The 22,978-nt window shown below is 55.4% G+C and carries 14 protein-coding genes; all 14 read left to right on the top strand.

Going from position 1 to position 22,978, the window contains the following annotated elements; all coding sequences use genetic code 11:
• Nucleotides 1–30 precede the first annotated feature (30 nt).
• Nucleotides 31–693 carry a fructose-6-phosphate aldolase gene (gene fsa, locus ACO2Q8_RS03480; protein ID WP_423343389.1) on the top strand — a complete coding sequence of 221 codons (663 nt, stop codon included), beginning with the start codon at nucleotides 31–33 and terminating at the stop codon, nucleotides 691–693.
• Complete coding sequence (locus ACO2Q8_RS03475; RefSeq protein WP_423343388.1) at nucleotides 690–1,562, top strand: transketolase; 873 nt, start codon at nucleotides 690–692, stop codon at nucleotides 1,560–1,562. Before fsa ends, ACO2Q8_RS03475 begins: the two co-directional genes overlap by 4 nt.
• Nucleotides 1,563–1,696: 134 nt before the next feature.
• Nucleotides 1,697–2,662 carry a transketolase family protein gene (locus ACO2Q8_RS03470; protein ID WP_423343387.1) on the top strand — a complete coding sequence of 322 codons (966 nt, stop codon included), beginning with the start codon at nucleotides 1,697–1,699 and terminating at the stop codon, nucleotides 2,660–2,662.
• 11 nt (nucleotides 2,663–2,673) lie between these two features.
• Nucleotides 2,674–4,329 (top strand): sodium/sugar symporter, encoded by a 1,656-nt coding sequence (locus tag ACO2Q8_RS03465; protein WP_423343386.1) that lies wholly within the window; start codon nucleotides 2,674–2,676, stop codon nucleotides 4,327–4,329.
• A gap of 403 nt (nucleotides 4,330–4,732) precedes the next feature.
• Nucleotides 4,733–5,314 carry an RNA polymerase sigma factor gene (locus ACO2Q8_RS03460; RefSeq protein ID WP_423343385.1) on the top strand — a complete coding sequence of 194 codons (582 nt, stop codon included), beginning with the start codon at nucleotides 4,733–4,735 and terminating at the stop codon, nucleotides 5,312–5,314.
• A gap of 72 nt (nucleotides 5,315–5,386) precedes the next feature.
• Nucleotides 5,387–6,460 carry a FecR family protein gene (locus ACO2Q8_RS03455; RefSeq protein WP_423343384.1) on the top strand — a complete coding sequence of 358 codons (1,074 nt, stop codon included), beginning with the start codon at nucleotides 5,387–5,389 and terminating at the stop codon, nucleotides 6,458–6,460.
• 199 nt (nucleotides 6,461–6,659) lie between these two features.
• On the top strand, nucleotides 6,660–10,166 hold the full coding sequence (locus ACO2Q8_RS03450) for a TonB-dependent receptor (protein WP_423343383.1): 3,507 nt from the start codon (nucleotides 6,660–6,662) through the stop codon (nucleotides 10,164–10,166).
• Between the two features lie 14 nt (nucleotides 10,167–10,180).
• On the top strand, nucleotides 10,181–11,995 hold the full coding sequence (locus ACO2Q8_RS03445; protein WP_423343382.1) for a RagB/SusD family nutrient uptake outer membrane protein: 1,815 nt from the start codon (nucleotides 10,181–10,183) through the stop codon (nucleotides 11,993–11,995).
• Between the two features lie 147 nt (nucleotides 11,996–12,142).
• Nucleotides 12,143–14,617 carry a glycoside hydrolase family 95 protein gene (locus ACO2Q8_RS03440; RefSeq protein ID WP_423343381.1) on the top strand — a complete coding sequence of 825 codons (2,475 nt, stop codon included), beginning with the start codon at nucleotides 12,143–12,145 and terminating at the stop codon, nucleotides 14,615–14,617.
• A gap of 93 nt (nucleotides 14,618–14,710) precedes the next feature.
• Nucleotides 14,711–16,318: a glycoside hydrolase family 43 protein gene (locus ACO2Q8_RS03435; RefSeq protein ID WP_423343701.1), complete on the top strand. Its 1,608-nt coding sequence runs from the start codon at nucleotides 14,711–14,713 to the stop codon at nucleotides 16,316–16,318.
• Nucleotides 16,315–18,606 carry a beta-L-arabinofuranosidase domain-containing protein gene (locus tag ACO2Q8_RS03430; RefSeq protein ID WP_423343380.1) on the top strand — a complete coding sequence of 764 codons (2,292 nt, stop codon included), beginning with the start codon at nucleotides 16,315–16,317 and terminating at the stop codon, nucleotides 18,604–18,606. Before ACO2Q8_RS03435 ends, ACO2Q8_RS03430 begins: the two co-directional genes overlap by 4 nt.
• 146 nt (nucleotides 18,607–18,752) lie before the next feature.
• Nucleotides 18,753–19,274: a VOC family protein gene (locus tag ACO2Q8_RS03425; protein WP_423343379.1), complete on the top strand. Its 522-nt coding sequence runs from the start codon at nucleotides 18,753–18,755 to the stop codon at nucleotides 19,272–19,274.
• Nucleotides 19,275–19,304: 30 nt separating this feature from the next.
• Nucleotides 19,305–20,879 carry a glycoside hydrolase 43 family protein gene (locus ACO2Q8_RS03420; RefSeq protein WP_423343378.1) on the top strand — a complete coding sequence of 525 codons (1,575 nt, stop codon included), beginning with the start codon at nucleotides 19,305–19,307 and terminating at the stop codon, nucleotides 20,877–20,879.
• A gap of 147 nt (nucleotides 20,880–21,026) precedes the next feature.
• Nucleotides 21,027–22,940, top strand: coding sequence for a glycoside hydrolase family 97 catalytic domain-containing protein (locus ACO2Q8_RS03415; RefSeq protein ID WP_423343377.1), 1,914 nt, complete (start codon nucleotides 21,027–21,029; stop codon nucleotides 22,938–22,940).
• Nucleotides 22,941–22,978 lie beyond the last annotated feature (38 nt).

Below are 22,978 nucleotides of genomic sequence, written 5' to 3'. Positions count from 1 at the left end.
AGAGTTTATTACCAATCCTACGAACACACGATGAAATTTTTTATCGACACGGCGAATCTGGCCGAAATTCAGGAAGCCAACGACCTGGGCATTCTCGACGGCGTGACCACCAACCCGTCCCTGATGGCGAAGGAAGGCATTACAGGCCACGAAAACGTCATCAATCATTACAAAGCCATCTGCGAGATCGTCGACGGACCCATCTCGGCTGAAGTGATTGCCACCGACTACGCCGGCATCCTAGCCGAAGGGGAAGCCTTGGCAGCCCTCCACCCGAACATCGTCGTCAAAGTGCCGATGATTCGCGACGGGATTAAAGCGATCAAGTACTTTACCGAACAGGGCATCAAAACCAACTGCACGCTGATTTTCTCGGCGGGGCAGGCGCTGCTGGCCGCCAAAGCCGGGGCGACCTACGTCTCGCCGTTTGTGGGTCGGCTGGACGACATTTCGACCGACGGGGTGGAACTGATTTCCCAAATCCGGCTGATTTTTGATAATTACGGCTACGAAACGCAAATCCTGGCGGCTTCGGTCCGTCATCCGATGCACATTCTGAAGTGTGCCGAGATCGGCTCCGACGTTATGACCGGTCCGCTGAGTGCCATCACGGCCCTGCTGAACCACCCCCTGACCGACATCGGGCTGGCCAAATTCCTCGCTGACCACCAAAAAGCTGCTAAAACCGCATGATGGACGTAACCACCCAATCCACCGACCTGGCCACCGTGGCGTCGCAGGTTCGCCGGGATATTCTGCGCATGGTCCACGCCGTGGCTTCTGGACACCCGGGCGGTTCGCTGGGCTGTACCGACCTGCTCGTGACCCTTTTCTTCGACGAAATGCACCTGAAAACCGATGCCGATGGGCAGGTCGTTTTCGACATGGGCGGGATCGACGAAGATATGTTCTTTTTGTCCAATGGACACATTTCGCCCCTGTTGTATTCGGTGTTGGCGCGTCGGGGCTATTTCCCAGTTTCGGAACTGGCGACCTTCCGCAAACTGAACTCCCGCTTGCAGGGTCATCCGGCCACGGCCGAACACCTGCCGGGTATCCGGATTGCGTCGGGCTCGCTGGGGCAGGGACTGTCGGTGGCCGCCGGAGCGGCTTTTGGTAAAAAAATCCGGAAAGACCCCAACCGGGTCTACGTCCTGATGGGCGACGGCGAACAGCAGGAAGGTCAGGTCTGGGAAGCGGCCATGTTTGCTCCGCACAACAAGCTGGATAACCTGATCGCCATCATCGACTTCAACGGCCAGCAAATCGACGGCCCGACCACCAAAGTCCTCGACAACCTCGATCTGGGGGCCAAATACCAGGCCTTCGGCTGGCACGTCCTGCACATGGACGGCAATGATTTCGACGACCTCAAACGGGGCCTGACCGAAGCCCGGCAGGCCAACGGCCACGGAAAACCGGTTTGCATCATCATGAAAACCGAGATGGGCCAGGGCGTCGATTTTATGATGCACACCCACAAATGGCACGGCGCGGCCCCCAACGACGAACAACTCGCCAACGCCCTGAGCCAGTTGCCCGAAACGCTGGGCGATTATTAAAGAGCGAAAGAGTGAATGAGTGAAAGGGCGGTTTCCCGATTTGAATCAATTGTCCACTTCCAATCTCTATTTGTAACGACCGTCCGATCACTCAATCACTCTTTCGCTCTCTCACTCTTTCACTTGTTACGACCTTGAAAAAATTCACGTATACCGAAAAGAAAGACACTCGCTCCGGCTTTGGCGCGGGCATGGCCGAACTGGGCCGGACGAACCCCAACGTTGTCGCCCTCTGCGCGGACCTGGTGGCTTCGCTCAAACTCGACACGTTCATCAAGGAAAACCCGGAGCGGTTTATTCAGTGCGGCATTGCTGAAGCTAACATGATTGGCGTCTCGGCCGGTCTGACGCTGAACGGCCTGGTTCCGTTTGCCAGCACCTTCGCCAACTTCGGTTCCGGGCGGGTGTACGACCAGATCCGGCAATCGGTGGCGTATTCGAACAAAAACGTCAAAATCTGCGTCTCCCACGCCGGGTTGACGCTGGGCGAAGACGGCGCGACGCACCAGATTCTGGAAGACCTCGGCATGATGAAGACCCTGCCGAACATGACCGTCATCAATCCCTGCGATTACAACCAGACCAAAGCCGCTACCATCGCCATTGCCAACCACGAGGGGCCGGTGTACCTGCGCTTTGGTCGCCCGGTCATCCCGGTTTTTACCGGTGCCGATCAGCCGTTCGAGATCGGCAAAGCCTGGCTCGTGAGCGAGGGGACTGACGTGAGCCTTTTTGCCACCGGACACCTCGTTTGGGAAGCCATTCAAGCCGCTGAAGCCCTCGAAGCCGAAGGCATTTCGGCGGAGGTGATCAACATTCACACCATCAAACCGCTCGATGAGGAAGCGGTTTTGCGGTCGGTGCAGAAAACCGGCTGCGTCGTCACGGCCGAAGAACACATGGAAAACAGCGGTCTGGGCGATTCCATTGCGCAGGTACTGGCGAAGAACTTCCCGGCGCCGATTGAATACGTGGCCGTGAAAGATACCTTCGGCGAGTCGGGCACACCGGCTCAGTTGATGGAGAAATACGGTCTGAGCGCGGCCCATATCGTAACAGCGGCCAAGCAGGCCATTCAACGCAAAACCAACCAAGCTTAAGCCAGAGTCCCATGCAACTAGGCCTCGAAACCCTTGACTATTTAATTTTCTTTGTTTACTTCGTCATCGTCGCTTCGTACGGTTTCTGGGTGTACAAAAACAAAGGCTCGAAAACCACCGACTCGAAGGACTTCTTTCTGGCCGAAGGCTCGCTGACCTGGTGGGCCATCGGGTCGTCCATCATTGCCTCCAACATCTCCGCCGAGCAGTTCATCGGCATGAGCGGGCAGGCGTTCCAGTTGGGGCTGGCGATTTCGGTGTACGAGCTGGTGGGCGGTTTGTCGCTGATTATCATTGCGATCTACTTCCTGCCGATCTACATCCGGAACAAGATTTACACCATGCCGCAGTTTCTGGAGCTGCGCTACGACAAGCGGCTGGCGACGATCATGGCCGTGTTCTGGCTCTTTCTGTACATCCTGGTCAACCTGACCTCGATCATCTACCTCGGTGCGCTGAGTCTGGAAAAAATGACCGGTTTTGATTTCATGGCCTGCGCCGTGTTTCTGACGGTTTTTGCCATTTTTATCACCCTTGGTGGCATGAAAGTAATTGGCTACACGGATGTCATCCAGGTGGTGTGTCTGGTTGTCGGCGGGTTGGCGACCACGTACCTGGCGCTCCAGTTGCTGTCAGACCGGGTCGGTACCGGGGCGGGTGTGCTGGAAGGCTTGTCGCTCATCAAGCAAAAAGCCGACAGCCACATGCACCTGATGTTTAGTCCGGGCGAGTACCAGGTGCACGACGGGCGGGGCGGTTTTATCGACGCCTACCAGCAACTGCCGGGCCTGATGATGTTTATCATCGGTGGGCAGTGGATCGTCAACTTCAACTACTTTGGTTGCAACCAGTACATGACACAACGCGCCCTCGGGGCCAGCCTGCCCACCGCCCGCAACGGCGTGCTGTTTGCGGCTTTCCTGAAAATGCTGATGCCGTTTATTGTTGTGCTGCCGGGTTTGGCCGCGTACGTGCTCTTTCAGGAAAACGCCGATCAGGCCATTGTCAACGGCATTTCCGACAACGGCATCGTCAAGCCGGATAATGCCTACCCGGTTTTGCTGAACATCCTGCCCGTCGGCCTGAAGGGGCTGGCCTTTGCCGCTTTGACGGCCGCGATTGTGGCCTCGCTGGCCGGGAAAGCCAACTCGATCTCGACGATTTACATGCTGGATATCCACAAAAAGTTTTTCAACCCGAATCTGGACGAGAAACAAACCGTCTGGCTGGGTCGCGTGGCGATTGTCGTTTCATTCGTTATCGCGCTGGCCATCAGCCCGTTTCTGAAGAACTTCGGTCAGGGTTTCGAGTACATTCAGGAATACACTGGGTTTATTTCGCCGGGCATTCTGTCGATCTTCCTGCTCGGGTTTTTCTGGAAAAAAGCCACAACGCAGGGCGCGCTGGCGGCTGCGGTTCTGAGTATCCCGTTATCGACGCTGTTCAAGTTTCAGGTGCCCGATATGCCGTTCCTGAACCGGATGGGCGTGGTGTTCTGGATTTGTACGCTGGCGCATATCGGGATCAGCCTGGCGGTTTCGCACGGAAAGAACAACCCCAAAGCCTTGTCTATCGACCGCAACTGGTTCCGCACGAACTCCTCGTTTCGGATCGGGGCGGTGGCCTTGTGTAGTATTCTGGCGGTTATCTACCTCATCTTTTGGTAAAAAGCTCCAGCGATTTAGCGAAGAATCGGTTTCACCCCTGTCAGCGGTCGAAGACCCTGACAGGGGTGAGTTAACTTATCTGTTGTCCGGGTCTGGGCTGGATACACCGCTGTCGGGGTCTTCGACCGCTGACAGGGTGCGTCAGCGGAGATCAAGAAAACCGGTTTCTGTGGCATTTCTGCTGATTGCTGTTGCACCGGTTTTGAACTTTAGTGGCAATTAATTGAACGTTAGCAGTCTATACGACCCGGCATAATCCAATTATTTTCCAGGAAAAGAAAAAATTTTTCGTAAAAACGTTAGTTGTCGTATTGACATTTAAAAAATAAATGTCAACTTTACATTTAAGGAATCGCGTCATTTTAACGCAATTGGTGTATCCGTCTTCATTCTACCAGGCATTATGACTTCCCAGGCTCAGGATCAGGCGTTGTGGCGCTTATTTCGTGAAGGAGAAAAAAAGGCACTAGGTCAGTTAGTTGAGCGCTATTACCGCGCGCTGAAGCACTATGGATTAAAATTCATGGTGGATGAAGCGGTCGTTGAAGACTGCATCCAGGAGCTTTTTCTGCAACTCTGGGAAAACCGCCTGCACATCAATGAAACCGAATCGGTCAAACACTATCTGATCAAGGCGCTTCGGCACCACATCCTGCAATACCTCCGTTTGCAAAAACGGCTGCCTTTTGAGGAACTGGATTGGGATACTTCGCTGATGAACGAACTTGATTCCGAAACGTTGCTGATTCGTCAGGAGTCACTGGCCAGCATGACGCAGGCAATTCAGGCCCAGTTGGCCGCGCTCCCGGTACGGGAGCGGGAGGCCCTCTATCTACGCTACTACGAGAATTTGTCGATCCATGAGATTGCCGAGGTGATGCACATCAACCGCCAGTCGGTTTCCAACTTCCTGCAAAAAGCACTCACCAAACTCCGTCATCGGTGGCTCGTTCCCCTGTCGTTGCTGTTTTGCATTATTTTTTAAAAAAATTTCCTTCGGGAAGGGTATCGTCGGGCTAAATCTTCATACTATCAATAAAAATAAACGAAAAGTCTAATGGACTTGCCATCGGAAGATCTTTCAACGGTCGAGGATTTCCTGGAAAATGAGGCTTTCCGGAGGTGGGTGACGGACCAGCGGCCGGAGGATCAGGCGGTTTGGCAGACATGGCTGGCGTTGCATCCTGATAAACAGTCACTCTACGAAGAAGCCGTGGCTACGTTTCTGGTCATCCAGGGCAAAACCGCCCAGATCTCCGACGAACAGGTCAAGGCAAAAACCGGTCAGATTCTGGATCAGCTACCCGACTCGCCCGGTATGATTCGCTCGCTGTGGCCCGGACGGTGGGGAAAATGGCTGGCCGCTGCAGCGGTTGTGGGCCTGCTGATCTGGTGGCGGTTTGACGGCATCATGCTTCCTGTCGGTAGGACGGATCAGCCGCAGGCGAGTCAGGAGACGCGGCAGGATAGCTGGAAGCTGGTCAGGAACGGAACCGGACAGGCAATGGTCGTGATCTTACCGGACAATTCCTCGGTGCTGCTGTCATCGGGGAGTCAACTGCGGTTTCGGAAAACGATGAATGCAGGGGTTCGGGAGGTTTTTCTGGAGGGCGAAGGCTTTTTTGAAGTGACGAAAAACCCGGCCCGGCCTTTCATTGTACACGCCCCGAACCTGACGACGAAGGTACTCGGAACCAGTTTTCAGGTGCGTTCTTTTGACAAGGAATCTGCGGCATTCGTGCGGGTCAAGACGGGCAAGGTTGCAGTTTCACCGGTTAAATCGTCCGAAAAACCGATTGTGCTGACGGTTAATGAAGAACTCAAACTCAGCGCCAACGCCCGGCCGGTGGTCAGGCGGGAGACCTTTTCGACGGACGAACACGCTGGTGCACCCCTAACCCAGCAATTTGTGTTCAGCTACACGCCGGTGCCGGACATCCTGGATCAGCTTGAAGACAGCTACCACATGGCGATTCAGTATGACCGGAACTTGCTCAAGAGTTGCACGTTTACCGGCCAACTGAATGATATGCCTTTTCTTGAAAAAGTCAGGCTGATTTGCCTGACCATTGAGTCAACATACGAGCTGGTTGACAATCAGGTTATTATTCATAGCCAAGGTTGCAATTAGTTGTCTTTCATTCCTTAACCAACCTATTCTTATGATTAAAAAACCATCTCTCTCATAGTTCGAATAGTGGTATCCGTGCCACGCTAACGCTATTCATATCCTTAAATGTGTGCTTATGACACATTCCCCTCTGAACAGGAGGGGTCAGGATTTTCGTTGCCATTTTTTTCTGAGAAAAGAACAAAAACGTCCTATGTCGATGCCGAATTTCTTTACCAACCGCAATGCCTGGATCAGGATGATCAAACATTCGAGCCTGCAAATCCTGCTTGCGCTATCGCTCATAAACATCAGCTTTGCGATCAGCAGCAAGGCCCAGGAACTTCTGAACCGGCGCATTAACCTTTCCATTCAAAATCAGGATGTGGAGGTAACCATCAAACAAATTGAAGAACAGGCCAACATCCAGTTCCTGTTTAGCCGGGAGATTATTCAATCCAGACGAAAAATCTCGTATCAGGCGAAAAACGAGCCGCTCCGCCAGGTACTCGATCACATCCTGACGCCCCTGAATTTGCGTTATGAAGTTGTCAATCAGCAGATTGTGATCAAACGGAACACGGCTTCGTCGGTGCTTGTGCCGGATAAATCGACCAGCGAAGCGATTACGGAACTGGCTCAGGATGTACAAATTACGGGCCGGGTCACCGCCGAAAACGGAGAAGGGTTACCGGGCGTAACGGTTCAAATCAAGTCGGCAACCCGTGGAACAACCACCGACGGCAACGGTGATTATCGGCTGTCGGTCCCATCAGGCAGCGGAACGGTTCTCGTTTTTTCCTACATCGGGTACGTCACAAAGGAAGTAACGGTTGGGAATCAGACGGTTATTAATGTCTCTCTGGTTACCGACAATAAAACGCTGGATGAGGTGGTGGTCGTGGGTTACGGGGTTCAGCGGAAACGGGATGTAACCGGATCGGTGGTTTCGGTCAATGAAGCGACTCTGAAAGAAGTTCCGGCACCGAACCTGATCAACCAGTTGAAAGGCCGGGCTCCGGGGGTTTCCATCGTGAGCAACGGGTCGACGCCCGGTTCGCAGGGGCAGATCCGGATTCGGGGAAACCGCACGCTGACCACCAGTTCGGGATCGAGCGACGGGCTGGATGGTCCGCTGGTAGTGGTCGACGGTATTCCGTACGGCGGGCTGAATGACATCAACCCGGATGATATTGTCAACCTGGAAATTTTGAAAGATGCTTCGGCCACGGCTATCTACGGTTCGCGGGGATCGGGTGGGGTCATTCTGATTACGACCAAACGGGGCAAGGTAGGAAAGCCGGTTTTGAGCTACGACGGCTACCACGGCGTGACGACCATCATGGGCAAATTCAACGTCATGAACGGCCCGGAGTACGCGCAGTTTAAGGAAGATGCGGCCAAATATAACCGCACGAATCCCGGAACTTCCGGATACCTGCTTACTCAGAAAGAAAAAGATGCTCTGGCCGCCGGAGTTTCGACCAACTGGCAGGATTTGATTTACCAGCCCGGTTTTAATACAAACCATCAGTTGGGCTTGCAGGGTGGTGTCGAAAACACGCAATATTCGCTGGGCCTCGGGTACTTCAACGAGACGGGAATCATCCCGAATCAGAATTTTCAACGGTATACGATCCGGGCGACGCTCGACCAGAAGATTGGCAAGCACGTCAAGATCGGATTGAATACGCTGAATACGCTGACCTACACCAATACACCCGGTGGAGGTGGCGTTCCGGGCGGTCTGGTGCGGCTGACTCCGCTGGCACCGGCCTACAACCCGGACGGTTCGGTCAACCTGCTGCCCGCCGATGGCTCCATCGATGCCGCGCAGGTGAGCCCGTTGACGATCATCACGAAAAAAGACTCGTACCTGGGCCGGACGCGGTCCTTGCGGACGTTCAACAGCTTGTACGGGGAGGTAAACATTTTGCCCGGCCTGCGTTACCGGTTCAATGCCGGTTTGAACTTCAGCCAGTCGAACTACAACGGCTACAACGGCCCGCTGACGTATTTCAACTCGGCCACGGTCCAGACCTCCTCGACGGCTGAAATCAGCAATACCGAATACTGGGATGTGAACCTCCAGCATTTGCTGTACTTCGATAAAACGTTTGGCAAGCATAAACTGGGCGTGACCGGGCTGTATGAGATTACCAAAAACCATTCGCTGGGAAGCCGGTTTACGGTCACGGGTGTTCCGGCCGACTACATCAAAACGTCGAACTTCTCGCTGGCATCCGGGCAGCCGGTGGCACCCGCCGATTTTGGCAACTCCTTTTCGGAAACCGGACTGCTTTCGTACATGGGGCGGGTCAATTATAGCTATAACGACCGCTACCTGGCTACCTTTACCTTGCGACGCGACGGGTCCTCTACCTTGTCGCCGGGTAACCAGTATTTTAACTACCCGGCTGTCGGTTTGGGCTGGAACGTGATCGAGGAAGACTTTATCAAAGGGGCTCCGTATATCTCAAACCTGAAACTCCGGGGAGGATGGGGCGTGTCGGGCAACCGGAACGTGGGCGCGTATGCCACCCTGGGGGCGTTATCCGCCGGTTATTATAACTTCGGTACGGGCACGGCCGGACAACAGTTGGCTTACACGGTGACGAGCCTTCCGGCTTCCAACCTGGGCTGGCAGTCTACCTCACAGATTGACATCGGGATCGACTTTGGCTTCCTGAACAACCGGATTACGGGGACGGTCGACTGGTACCACCAGAAAACAAAAGACATCCTGCTGTCGGTACCGCTGCCGCCGAGCAACGGGGCCGGTTCGACGCTGAAAAACCTGGGCCGTACTGAAGGAAAAGGGCTGGAAACCGCCCTGACGTTCGAGATTTTCCGGAACCGCAACGGGTTTAACTGGAGTGCCGACCTGACGTACTTTTTCAACCGCGAAAAAATCACGCAGTTGACGACTCCCGAGGAAAAGCAGAACCTGGGAGCGGGGTGGTTTGTGGGACAGCCGCTGTCGGTGATCTACGATTACAAGAAACTGGGCATCTGGCAACTGGCCGATGCGCAGGACGGAACGCTGTCGAGACAAACTTCACCCGTACAGTTTCCGGGCCAGATTCGGGTTCAAGATCTCAACGGTGATAATAAAATCGACGCCAACGACCGCCAGATTCTGGGGAATTTCCAGCCCCGCTGGGAAGGTGGGCTGACCAACCGGTTCAGTTTCAAGAACTTTGACATGTCCATCGTGACGTATGCCCGCATGGGTATGAAAGTAATCGTGCCGTATCTGACGGGTAATTCAACGGGGTCAGGCGGTTTTGCGTTCTTCAACCAGAGCCGGGTCAATCAGGTGAAGGTAGACTACTGGACGGATACCAACCCGACCAATGCGTTCCCGGCCCCGGACGCCAGCAACGCCGTCGCCTATTTTGGCTCGACGCTGGGCTACTACGACGGATCGTTCATCAAGTGCCGGAGCATCAACCTGGGCTACACCTTCGAGAGCAAACTGATCCGGAAAATCGGCGCGAGTTCGGCCCGGATTTATGCGAATGCCACCAATCCGTTTATTATTTATTCGCCACTGGTGCGGGATAACCTCGCCGTTGATCCGGAAGGAAACAGTTACGCCAGCGGGCAGTCGACGCTGAATCCGCAGGGGGCTGGCGAACGTGGAACACCGGAGCGGCAGATCGCTGTCAACCTGAACAGCCCGCCGGTCCGGCAATTCACCCTCGGTGTCAATCTTAAATTCTAACCGCTGAAATGACCATGAAAAATATAAAAGTTTGGGCCGTTTTGGGTCTTACGGCTTTCTTTAGTTCGGGTTGCGAAAAAATACTGGAAGAAAAACCGCAGTCCCAGATTGTACCGTCGTATTTCAACAGTCCGTCAGGCGTGTTGGGTGGTATTGCCGGGGTCTACAACGACATCCGGAGCCAGTGGGGAACCGAAGGGTTTACCGTCGAAATGCAGGGCGGAACCGACGAGTTCATTCAGGGTGCCAGTTCCGGAACGGTGATTCCCTATACTTATAACGGATTAAACAGCAGCAACTTCGGCTCGGCCTGGGGCATCGCCTTCCAGGATATCAATACGCTGAACGGGGTGCTGCAATACGGCCAATCCATCGCCCTACCGGAAGCGACCCGGAAACAATACCTGGCCCAGGCTAAATTTTTGCGGGCTTTCTGGTACTTCTACCTGGTGCAGACTTGGGGAGACGTTCCGCTGCATACCGAGTTTATCACGGTCCCTTCGCAGGCGGCTTCCCGCCAACCGGCCGCTCAGGTGTACGAGCTGATCATCAAAGACCTCACCGAGGCAGCCGCCGACCTGCCAAACCAGCCTACGGCGCCGTTTCTGGGGAAAGCAGCTACCAAACCCGTCGCTCAGTTTCTGTTGGCCAAGGTCTACTTAACCCGGGGCTGGCTGAACAACACAGCCGCTGACTTTACGCAGGCGGCTACGATTTGCGCCGATATTATTGCCAACAAAGCTACCTACGGGCTGGATTTGTGGCAGGATTACGGAGACGCTTTCGTTCCGGCCAACGACTACGGGAAAGAAACGATGTTCGTCAGCGACCACGTGCTGGACCCCAAATACGGTTATTACGCCGTCGGTGGTGCGGCTGGTGGTGGGGCCGCCCAGAACCTTACGCCCTGGTTTACCAACTGGGATTATCCGAACAACAGCGGGATTAACTCCTTTAAAAACGCCAGCGGTGCGCTCGTCAACAACGGAACCTCGGGCATGATCCGGGATGCGTATTACGGTCGTCCGTACCAGCGCCACCGGCCCAACAGCTACAAATGGACGACGGGACCCAACACCGGAAAAAGCTACTTTCTGGATCAGGCCTTCGTCAACCGCGATGTTGATTCACGGTATGCCAATTCGTTCTACACGGTGTATATCTCCAATGTCGCCATCAGCAATTCGGCCACGGCGGCCAACAATTTGCGCGGTATCAGCTACAACATGCAGCCCGGCGTCGATACGGCGGTTTGGTTGCCCGATTTTGAGGTGGCCGGAGCGCCCCAGTTTGTCGGTAACCGGCCCTTCAAAGGGATCGTCGTGCCGCCAAGCCTCTGGAAACCAAACATTTTTCCGGCGCTTAAAAAGTTCATGGACCCCAGCCGGGGAGCTAACTTCAACGACCCCTCGACCCGCCCCTGCGTATTGTACCGGTTTTCGGATGTGTACATGACGGCAGCCGAAGCCTATTTCAAAGCCGGGGATGCGGCCAAAGCCGCTGCGATGCTAAACGTGATCCGGCAACGGGCCGCTTTCCGGAAAACCAACACCCCCGCCCAAAACGCGGCTGCGGTTGCGGCTATGACCATCACGCCCGCCGATGTAACGCTCGATTTTATCCTTGATGAGCGGAGTCGCGAATTCTTCGGCGAATGGCAACGCTGGCATGATCTGGTCCGCACCCGCTCGCTGGTCCGCCGGGTCAAGGCGTGGAATCCGGAGGCTGCTCCCTACATCCAGGATTATCACATGCTGCGACCGATTCCGCAGTATCAAATCGATCGGGTGGTCGAGGGACCCAAATTCCCCCAGAACCCAGGCTATTAATGTTGATTGAATGGTAGAATGTTGCAGACGTAAGGGGCTTTTGGCCTCTTACGTCTCTTTGCTAACTGGTATTTTAACCATAATTTGAATATTTGAACCAATATTTGAATATAAGAAGCTTATTTAGACCAGGATGATTACTTTTCGATGAAACGACTATTTTTCTTTTTCTTCCTGATTTTATCCATCAGCGGTGTCGCACAAAGCCAGGCTCCGCTGAAATTGTGGTATACCAAACCGGCGGGAAAGACCTGGGAAAATGCCCTGCCCATCGGCAACGGCCGACTGGGTGCGATGGTCTACGGCAATGTGGAACGGGAAACCGTTCAACTCAACGAACATACGGTCTGGTCGGGTGGCCCCAACCGGAACGACAATCCGGCGGCCCTGGCTTCCCTGCCCGAAATCCGGCAGCTCATCTTTGACGGCAAGCAAAAAGATGCCGAGCAATTAGCCAACAAAACCATTATTACCAAAAAATCGCACGGGCAGATGTTTCAACCCGTGGGCAGCCTTCATCTTACCTTTGAAGGACACGAAAATTACACCAACTATTCCCGCGAACTGGATATCGAAAAAGCCGTCGCCCGCACTACCTACCAGGTCGATGGCGTGACCTACACCCGCGAAACCGTGGCTTCGTTCCCGGATCGGGTGCTAGTTATGCACCTGACGGCGAGCCAACCGGGGCGGCTTTCGTTTACAGCCTCGTTGTCGACCCCGCAGACCCAGGCAACCCGCAAAACCGCCGACGCCCGCGAGCTGACCCTGGCCGGAACCACCTCGGACCACGAAGGCGTGAAAGGTCTGGTGCAGTTTAAAGGCATTACCAGAATTAAAACCGAAGGCGGCAGTCTGTCGGCCAGTGACACGAGCCTGACGGTCAGCGGGGCCAAAACGGCCACCATTTATATTTCCATCGCGACCAATTTTAACAAGTACAATGACCTCAGCGGAGACGAAAATGCCCGCGCCCTGTCCTACTTGAATAAAGCCTTTCCAAAACCGTATGCGGCCATCCTGAAACCCCACATTGCGGCTTACCAGAACTATTTCAACCGGGTGAAGTTCGATCTGAGTACGACCAGGTCGGGTTCGGGGGAAGCTGCTAAACTCCCGACCGACGAACGGCTTCGGAATTTCCGGACAACCAACGACCCGCAGTTTGTTGTGCTGTATTACCAGTTCGGACGGTACTTGCTGATATCTTCGTCCCACCCAGATGGCCAACCGGCCAATTTGCAGGGCATCTGGAACCACCGGATGCGACCGCCCTGGGACAGCAAATACACGATCAACATCAACGCCCAAATGAACTACTGGCCCGCCGAAAAAACCGCCCTGCCCGAACTACACGAGCCTTTTCTGAAAATGGTGCGGGAATTGGCCGAAACCGGACAGGAAACCGCCCGGGTCATGTACGGCGCCCGGGGCTGGATGGCTCACCACAACACCGACATCTGGCGGGCGACCGGGGCCATCGACGGCGCGTTCTGGGGCATGTGGACCGGCGGGGGCGGTTGGCTCAGTCAACACCTCTGGGAACATTACCTGTACAGTGGCGACCCTGCGTACCTGGCGTCGATTTACCCGGTTTTGAAAGGAGCCGCGCAGTTTTACGCCGATTTCCTGGTCGAGCATCCGAAGTACCACTGGCTGGTTGTCAACCCGGGCAGTTCGCCCGAAAACGCGCCAAAAGCCCACGCTGGTTCGTCGCTGGACGCGGGCACGACGATGGACAACCAGATTGTGTTCGACGCGTTCAGCACGGCGATTCGGGCCGCCGAGATTTTGAAAAAGGACGTGGCTTTTGTGGATACGCTAAAGCAAAAACGCAGTCGGCTGGCCCCCATGCACGTCGGAAAACATGGACAGTTGCAGGAGTGGCTGGATGACGTCGACGATCCCAACGACCACCACCGGCACGTTTCGCATCTGTACGGTTTGTTTCCGTCGACGCAGATTTCGGCGTACCGGACACCGGCCTTGTTCCAGGCGTCGCGCACCACGCTACTCCACCGGGGCGACGTTTCGACCGGCTGGAGCATGGGCTGGAAAGTCAACTGGTGGGCCCGCTTGCAGGATGGCAACCACGCCTATACGCTGATTCAGAACCAATTATCGCCCCTAGGCGCAAACCGGGAGAGTGGAGGAACTTATAACAACCTGTTCGACGCGCATCCGCCGTTCCAGATCGACGGCAATTTTGGCTGTACGTCGGGCATTACGGAAATGTTGATGCAAAGCGCCGACGGAGCCATTCATTTGCTCCCTGCCCTGCCGGATGTCTGGCCGGCGGGCACTATCAGCGGCTTGCGGGCCCTCGGCGGTTTTGAGGTGGTCAGTATGCAGTGGAAAGACGGCAAACTGACCAACGTGCAAATCCGGTCGAACCGGGGCGGCAACCTGCGCGTGCGGACTCCGAATGCCCTGAAAGGAAGCAATGGATTGGTCTTGAAAACCGCAGCGGGTCCGAACCCAAATCCGTTTTACCGGACGGAAGAAACGCCCGCGCCCGTGATCGCTTCGTCGGCGAACTCAGCCGCTCCGACGCTGAAAGAAACCCAATTGTACGATATTCCGACGCAGGCCGGAAAAGTGTATACGCTGGTAAGCCAGTAGATTTGTAACCTGATGATGAAAATGCTAAACCGTTTTTGCGCGGCTGTTCTGACGGCCTTTTGTTTACTTCTCAGTACGGCTGGCTTCGCCCAGATGACGCTGGTTAACCCGATTCTGACCGGTTTTTACCCCGATCCGAGTGTCGTGAAAGTGGGCAAGGACTACTACCTCGTTCACTCCACGTTTTCGTATTTTCCCGGCATCCCGGTTTTTCACAGCCAGGATTTGAAGAACTGGAAACAGATCGGCAACGTGATCGACCGGCCTTCCCAAATGGATTTCATGGGCGAACGGCTGACGCGGGGCCTGTTTGCTCCGGCCATCAGCTTTTACAAAGGCACGTATTATGTCACCTGCACCGACATCGACCACGACGGCAATTTTGTCGTAACGGCCAAAAATCCGGCTGGTCCCTGGAGCGATCCAGTGAAGATTCCGCAGGTCCGGGGCATCGATCCGTCGATTTATTTTGACGAAGAAACCGACAAAGCCTACATCCTCTACAACAGCGACGCCCCCGACCGAAAACCGTTGTACTCAGGTCACCGGACCATCCGGATGTATGAGTTTGATTACCAGAATCTGAAAGTGGTCGGGGAAGAAAAGCAACTGGTGAACGGCGGGGTGGATCTCAGCAAAAAACCGGTCTGGATCGAAGCGCCCCACATCATGAAACGGAACGGCTGGTTTTACCTCTACGCGGCCGAGGGCGGAACGTCGGTCAACCATTCGGAAGTGGTGCTGCGGAGCAAGGATGTTTGGGGGCCGTATGTGCCTTTTGAGGGCAATCCGATCCTGACGCAGCGCGAGCTGCCCGCCGACCGCAAAGACCCGATCACCTCGGCGGGCCACGCCCAGTTTGTCGACGGTCCCGACGGCCAGATGTACTGTATTTTCCTGGCCGTCCGGCCCTACGAAGGCGATTTTTACAACACCGGCCGGGAAACGTTCATTGCGCCCGTAACCTGGAAAGACGACTGGCCGATGATCGAGCACGGCGAGAAGGCGATTGCGTACCGCTACCCGGTATCGTACAAGGAAGTGAAACTCAAAGGCGCGCTGCCGCAATCGGGCAACTTTGCCTACACGCTGACCTTCGACAAAGAACTGGACCCGGCGCTGCTGTTTATGCGGACGCTCGATAAAAGCTGGTATTCGCTGTCGAAGAAACAGGGGCTGACGCTGAAACTGAAGCCCGAAACCGTCATGGACCTGAGCAATCCGGCGTTCATCGGCAAACGGCAGCAGCACCTGTTCAGCACGGCGGAAACGGAACTGACCTTCGCGCCCCAATCGGAAAAGGAAAAAGCGGGCCTGATTATTTTGCAGGATGAGGGCCATTTCTACTGGCTGTGTCAATCGAAGTCGCAGGGCAAAGACGTGCTGCAACTTTACAAAAGCAAGCCGCGCTCGAAAGAGATGGAATTGCTAACCGAAGTGCCGTTGACCGCCAAAACCGGGAAGGTGGGCCTGCGCATCAGTTCGCAGGGCGACACTTACAGCTTTCATTTTTCGACCGACGCCAAAACCTGGACCCTGCTGAAAGACAAAGTAGACGCCAAGTTTCTGAGCACCAAAGCCGCGGGCAGTTTTATCGGTTGCCTGTACGGAATGTACGCGACCTCGTCCGGGGAGCCGTCGACCAACACGGCTTCGTTTCAGTACCTGAAATACGCGGGCGATGATCCGATGTTGAAATGATGCTGAAAACGAAGGCACTACATACGGTTTTTCTGCTGCTGGTGAGCAGCGTGTCCTGGGCTCAGATGCAGTCGTTTGCGTTGCAGGACGTGAAGCTGACCGGTGGGCCGTTTAAGAACGCGCAGGACGTTGATTTCCGCTACATCCTGGCCCTTGATCCGGACAAACTGTTGGCCCCGTACCGGATTGACGCCGGGCTGCCCCTGAAAGCCCCGCGCTACGGCAATTGGGAAAGCGTCGGGCTGGACGGGCATATTGGCGGGCATTACCTGTCGGCGCTGGCGATGATGTACGCGGCCACGGGCCAGCCGGAGCTGAAAAAACGCCTGGATTACATGGTGGCCGAACTGGCGCGCTGTCAAACCCAAAATGGAAACGGCTACGTGGGCGGTATTCCGCAGGGCAAGGTGTTCTGGGAGCGGATTCACAAAGGCGACATCGACGGCAGCAACTTTGGGTTAAACAACACCTGGGTGCCGCTCTACAACATCCACAAGCTCTTTGCGGGCCTGCGGGATGCGTACCAGTACGCCGGGAATGCGCAGGCGAAGCAGGTGTTGATCGGCCTCGGCGATTGGTTTATTGACCTGATCAAACCGCTTTCGGACGAGCAGATCCAGCAGGTTCTGCGCACCGAACACGGCGGCATCAATGAGACCTTTGCCGATCTGTACATCCTGACTAACGAGAAGAAATACCTGGAAACCGCCCAGCGGATTTCGCACCGGGCTTTGCTGAATCCACTGCTGGAAAAGCAGGACAAACTCACGGGACTCCACGCGAATACGCAGATTCCGAAAGTCATTGGCTTTGAGAAGATTGCCACGCTGACGGGCGATGCGGGCTGGTCGGACGCGGCTCAGTTTTTCTGGCAAACTGTGACCCAAACCCGCAGCGTGGCGTTCGGCGGCAACAGCGTTCGGGAGCATTTCAACCCGCCGACCGATTTCAGGGCGGTGCTCAAGTCGAACCAGGGCCCCGAAACCTGCAACTCCTACAACATGCTGCGCCTGAGCAAAGCGTTGTTTTTGGACAAAGCCGATCCGGGCTACCTGGATTTTTACGAACGGACGCTTTACAACCACATCCTGTCGAGTCAGCACCCCGAAAAAGGCGGTTTTGTGTACTTCACGCCCATCCGGCCCAACCATTACCGCGTGTATTCGCAGCCCGAAACCAGCATGTGGTGCTGCGTGGGTTCGGGGCTGGAAAACCACACCAAATACGGCGAGTTGATCTACAGCCACGCGCCGAACGGCCTGTTTGTCAACCTATTCATTCCGTCGGTGTTACGCTGGTCCGAAAAAGGAATGCAGGTGACACAGACGACGGATTTTCCTTATAAAAACGAAACAGAACTCACCCTGAAACTGACCAAACCGCAGGCGGTTCCGCTGCACATCCGCTACCCGAAATGGGCCGGCCGCTTCGAGGTGCTGGTCAATGGCAAGCCGCAGCCGGTGGTCGGCAACCCGTCCGGCTACGTGGCCCTCGACCGGACCTGGAAAACGGGCGACAAAATCACGGTACGGTTTGCCACGTCCACCCACCTGGAATACCTGCCCGACGGCTCGAACTGGGCGGCTTTTGTGGACGGGCCCATTGTGCTGGCCGCCAAAACGTCGACGGAAGACTTGAAGGGACTTTTCGCCGACGACAGCCGCATGGGGCACGAAGCCAAAGGACGGCTTTACCCGATCGACAAGGCCTACGCGCTGGTCGGGGATGCCGGAACGTACGACGCCCGGCTCAAGCCCGTCGGCAAGCTGCGGTTCCGGCTGGATTCGCTGATGCTGCAACCCTTTTACGAAATCCACGACGCGCGGTATCAGCTTTATTTTCAAACCCTGACTCCGGCGGCTTTTGAGGAACAGAAAACCCGGTTGAAACAGCAGGAAGCGGAAGCCCTGGCGCGGGAAGCCAAAACCGTCGACAAGGTCAATTGCGGGGAGCAGCAACCCGAGGTCGATCACCAGTACAAAGGAGAAAAAAGTGACTCCGGTTTTGACGAAGACGGCCGGTTCTGGCGAAACACCCGCTCCTTTATTTCGTATCAGTTGCAGAACAAAAACCGGCTGGGCAGCCAGTTACAAATTAGCCTTTTGGACACCTATAAGCCGGACCGGGTGAGCATTCTCGTCAACGAGCAACCGGCCGACATCCTTTCGTCGGAAGGGAAAGAGATCGTCATCCGGGGCGACGGCAGCGAGGTTATGAACGTGCGGATTGAGGCTAAAACCGGCGCGCCAACGCCCCGGTTCCACCAGATCCGGCTTGTCAGGGAGTAGAACTTGGCCCCCAACCCCCTAAAGGGGGCTGAAACATCCGGATTTCGAAAGCCCGGCACCGGCCTTTAGGGGGGTGGGGGTAAAAGCGCCGGTTGGCGGTACGCAAAACATGATTGGCCTTTTTAGCTAGTCTTTACTAAACCCAAATGAAAAAAGTGACACAACGAATAGCCCTGGTCCTGGCCGCGATTTTGCTGCATGTTGCCGCTTCGGCGCAGTCCAATTTCAACAGCAAGGTCATCGGCGTGGGGGTTGTCGTGGCCGACCTCGAACGCTCGCTTGACTTTTACGTCAACGGGATTGGCATGGTCAAAACCGGCAGCTTTACGATTAACGACGACTTCGGCAAGCGGTCCGGCCTGACCAACGGCGTGCCGGTTTCGGTCACCATCTTGAAGCTCGAAAACAGCCCCGATGCCACGGATTGGAAACTGATGAGCTTCGGCAAAAAAGGTTCGCATCCGACGCCGAAGTTCATTCAGGACGATACGGGGATGCAGTACATCACACTTCAGGTTAAAGCCCTGAAGCCGATCATCGACCGACTGACGCAGATGAAAGTCCCGTTTCTGGGCAGTACGCCCACACCCCTAAATGCAAAATCGCACTTTGTGTTCGTGCAGGACCCTGACGGCACGTTTGTGGAACTGATCGGGCCGTTGGAGTAACGGTCAAAAACCGGTTTTACCATTTTTTTCATGAAAAAGCTTTTTGTTCGATTGGGTTGGGGGGCGGTTTTGCTCCTGGTGACGGTTTTGGGGCTGAACGCCCAGACCGCCCGGAATCCGATCATTTATGCGGATGTGCCGGATATGGCGATGATCCGGGTGGGCAAGACCTACTACATGAGCAGCACCACCATGCACCTGAGTCCGGGACTGCCGATCATGAAATCGAACGACTTGGTTAACTGGCAGTTAGTCGGTTACGCCTACGACACGCTGGCGAATGTGGATGCGCTGAATTTGACCAATGGCAAAAGTACGTACGGACGGGGATCGTGGGCCAGCAGCCTGCGGTATCACAACGGCACGTATTATGCAACCACGTTTGCCCAAACGACGGGTAAAACGCACATCTATACCACCAAAAATATTGAAAAAGGACCGTGGAAAGCGACGTCGTTTAAGCCGTCCTACCACGATCACAGCCTGTTTTTCGACGATGACGGCCGGGTGTACCTGATTTACGGCGCGGGCAAACTGCGGCTGGTGGAGCTGACGGCCGATGCCTCCGGCGTCAAACCGGGGACGACCGAGCAGATCCTCATCGAAAATGCCAGTACGCCCTCGGGAACGGGGGGCGGTCTGCCCGCCGAAGGCTCGCAACTGTTCAAGGTGAATGGCAAATACTACCTGTTTAACATCACCTGGCCCAAAGGTAGCATGCGGACGGTGGTGATTCACCGGGCCGACCGGATCACGGGGCCGTGGGAAGGTCGGGTTGCGCTTCAGGATTTGGGGGTGGCGCAGGGTGGTTTGATCGATACGCCGGATGGGAAATGGTACGCCTACCTGTTCCGGGATTTTGGCGGGGTGGGGCGCATTCCGTACCTGGTTCCGGTAACCTGGGAAGACGGCTGGCCGGTGCTCGGCGTGAACGGCAAAGTGCCCGAAACGCTCGACCTGCCCGCCAGCAAAGGCTTGATTCCGAACCTCGTAGCCTCTGACGAATTTACCCGCAAAACCGGCGACCGGCCCCTGCCATTGGTGTGGCAGTGGAACCATAACCCCGACAACAGCCTGTGGTCCGTCGTCGACCGGAAGGGCTTTCTGCGGCTGAAAACCGGTCGCGTCGATACCTCCTTTGTGCTGGCTCGCAACACCCTGACCCAGCGGACCATTGGCCCGGAATGTTCGGGTTCGACTGCGCTCGACGTTTCCAACCTGAAAGACGGGGATTTTGCCGGGCTGAGTTTGTTGCAGAAAAACTACGGACTAGTGGGCGTCAAACGGGAAAACGGCCAGAACTTCCTCGTCATGGTGAGTGCGGCTTCCGGAAAACCGGTGGAGATCCAGCGCGTTTCGCTGGCGCAAAAAACCGTGTATCTGAAAGCCGAGTGCAACTTCACCAACCGGGCCGATCTGGCGCATTTCTTTTATAGCCTGGACGGAAAAGCGTGGCAAGCCATCGGCGAACCGCTGAAGATGCCGTACACCATTCCCCATTTTATGGGCTACCGGTTCGGTCTGTTCACGTATGCCACCCTGAATCCGGGCGGTTTTGCCGACTTTGATTATTTCCGGATTGACGATAAAACCACTAAAAAATAAAACCTGATCGTTTAAAACTGTTTAAAAATGATAGTTGTTCGCATTCAGATTCACCCCCAACCCCCTAAAGGGGGCTTTCAAGGTCCTGTAAAAGCCCCCTTTAGGGGGTTGGGGGTATTGTCAATAATTTGTATTTTACTCTGCACCGTGTTTGGGGCCTACGCGCAAACGGGCAACTCTGTCGTGAGCAGCCCCGACGGAAAGCTGGTGGTTACGGTATCACTGGAAAGTGGGAAGCCCGCGTATACGGTTTCATTGAATGGAAAACCGTTTTTGAATCAATCACCGCTGGGGCTGAAAACCAACGTCGGCGACTTTACCGAGGGCCTGGAAGCGGGCAAACCAACGCGGATTACGAAAATTGATCAGACGTACGAATTGCCCAATATCAAACAAAGCAAGGTCCATTACGTCGCCAACGAAGGCGTCGTTTCGTTTGCCAAAGCCAACGCAGCCGCGTTCGACGTGACATTCCGGGTGAGCAACCACGATGTGGCCTTCCGGTATACCGTGTATCCGCAAAAAAGGGCGTTGGCCTGCGTCGTCAGTGAGGAGCTGACGGGCTTTGCCCTGCCCGCCGGGACCACCACGTTTCTTTCGGCCCAAAGCAAAGCGATGGTGGGTTTTGCCCGCACCATGCCCAGTTACGAAATCCCGTATACGGTCGATGATACGCTGGGCGAAAACGGCCGGAACAACGGGTATACGTTTCCCTGCCTGTTTAAAGTGAACACCAGCGGCTGGGTGCTGATTTCGGAAACGGGAGTCGACAGCCATTACTGCGGCAGTCGCCTGATGGGGCATCCGGACGGTTTGTACACGATCGGATTCCCGATGCCGGACGAAAACAACGGCAACGGAACCTCAGCCCCCGGTATTCCGCTGCCGGGCCAGACGCCCTGGCGGACGATTACGGTCGGCGAAACGCTGGCCCCGATTGTCGAAACGACAGTCCCGTTTGATGTCGTGGAACCGCGGTATGAAGCGTCCCAGAAATACCGGTACACCAAGGGTTCGTGGAGTTGGATCATCGGCATGGACAGCCGAACGGTTTATGATGAACAAAAAAGATACATCGACTTCAGCGCGGCTATGGGCTACGAAACCGTGCTGATCGATGCGCTGTGGGATACCCAGATTGGCCGGGATAAAATCGCCGAATTAGCTAAATACGGGGCCAGCAAAGGGGTGAGTTTGTATTTGTGGTATAACTCCAACGGCTACTGGAACGACGCCCCGCAGGGCCCGCGCGGGATTATGGACAATACCATTGCCCGGCGGAAGGAAATGGCCTGGATGAAACGGATCGGCGTGAAAGGCATCAAAGTCGATTTCTTCGGCGGAGATAAACAGGAAACTATGAAGCTCTACGAAGACATTTTGTACGACGCCAACGACTACGGGATTCTGTGCATCTTCCACGGGTCGACTCTCCCCCGCGGCTGGGAGCGCATGTACCCCAACTACGCAGCCAGCGAAGCGGTTTTGGCGAGCGAAAACCTGGCATTTTCCCAGCGAAGCTGCGACAATGAGGCTTTTAACGCCACCCTGCACCCCTTTATCCGCAACACCGTGGGCAGCATGGATTTTGGCGGCAGTGCGCTGAACAAGTTTTACAATGCGACGAACACGCCCAACCGGGGCTCGAAACGGGTGACGTCGGACGTGTACGCGCTGGCCACGGCGGTCCTGTTTCAGAGCGCGGTTCAGCATTTTGCGCTGGCCCCCAACAACCTCACCGATGCCCCGGCCTGGGCGATCGACTTTATGAAAACCGTGCCGACGACCTGGGACGAGGTGCGGTACCTCGATGGCTATCCGGGCCGGTACGTGGTGCTGGCGCGCCGTCAGGGTACAAAATGGTACGTAGCCGGCATCAACGCCCAGAAAGAACCCCTTAAACTGAAAATAAAACTGCCGATGCTGGCCGCTGGCGCTTCGTACCAACAATACAGCGACGATGCGCAATTGACGGGCAAGGTAACCACCGCCAAACTTCCGAAGAATCAGGAAGTGGAGTGGACCATTCCGACCAACGGAGCCGCGTTGATCGTGAATTAAGTTGCCCTAAATCCGATGAAATAGCTACTAAACCTTGA

The sequence above is a fragment of the Larkinella sp. VNQ87 genome, assembly GCF_049445795.1.
Classification (GTDB): Bacteria; Bacteroidota; Bacteroidia; order Cytophagales; family Spirosomataceae; genus Larkinella.
Note: the sequence above shows the minus strand (reverse complement) of the source record. Positions and strands in the feature narration are given on the sequence as shown.

Coding starts and splice junctions, on each gene's coding strand:
- fsa (WP_423343389.1), top strand. CDS start 31: ATGAAATTTTTTATCGACACGGCGAATCTGGCCGAAATTCAGGAAGCC.
- ACO2Q8_RS03475 (WP_423343388.1), top strand. CDS start 690: ATGATGGACGTAACCACCCAATCCACCGACCTGGCCACCGTGGCGTCG.
- ACO2Q8_RS03465 (WP_423343386.1), top strand. CDS start 2,674: ATGCAACTAGGCCTCGAAACCCTTGACTATTTAATTTTCTTTGTTTAC.
- ACO2Q8_RS03460 (WP_423343385.1), top strand. CDS start 4,733: ATGACTTCCCAGGCTCAGGATCAGGCGTTGTGGCGCTTATTTCGTGAA.
- ACO2Q8_RS03455 (WP_423343384.1), top strand. CDS start 5,387: ATGGACTTGCCATCGGAAGATCTTTCAACGGTCGAGGATTTCCTGGAA.
- ACO2Q8_RS03450 (WP_423343383.1), top strand. CDS start 6,660: ATGCCGAATTTCTTTACCAACCGCAATGCCTGGATCAGGATGATCAAA.
- ACO2Q8_RS03445 (WP_423343382.1), top strand. CDS start 10,181: ATGAAAAATATAAAAGTTTGGGCCGTTTTGGGTCTTACGGCTTTCTTT.
- ACO2Q8_RS03440 (WP_423343381.1), top strand. CDS start 12,143: ATGAAACGACTATTTTTCTTTTTCTTCCTGATTTTATCCATCAGCGGT.
- ACO2Q8_RS03435 (WP_423343701.1), top strand. CDS start 14,711: ATGACGCTGGTTAACCCGATTCTGACCGGTTTTTACCCCGATCCGAGT.
- ACO2Q8_RS03430 (WP_423343380.1), top strand. CDS start 16,315: ATGATGCTGAAAACGAAGGCACTACATACGGTTTTTCTGCTGCTGGTG.
- ACO2Q8_RS03425 (WP_423343379.1), top strand. CDS start 18,753: ATGAAAAAAGTGACACAACGAATAGCCCTGGTCCTGGCCGCGATTTTG.
- ACO2Q8_RS03420 (WP_423343378.1), top strand. CDS start 19,305: ATGAAAAAGCTTTTTGTTCGATTGGGTTGGGGGGCGGTTTTGCTCCTG.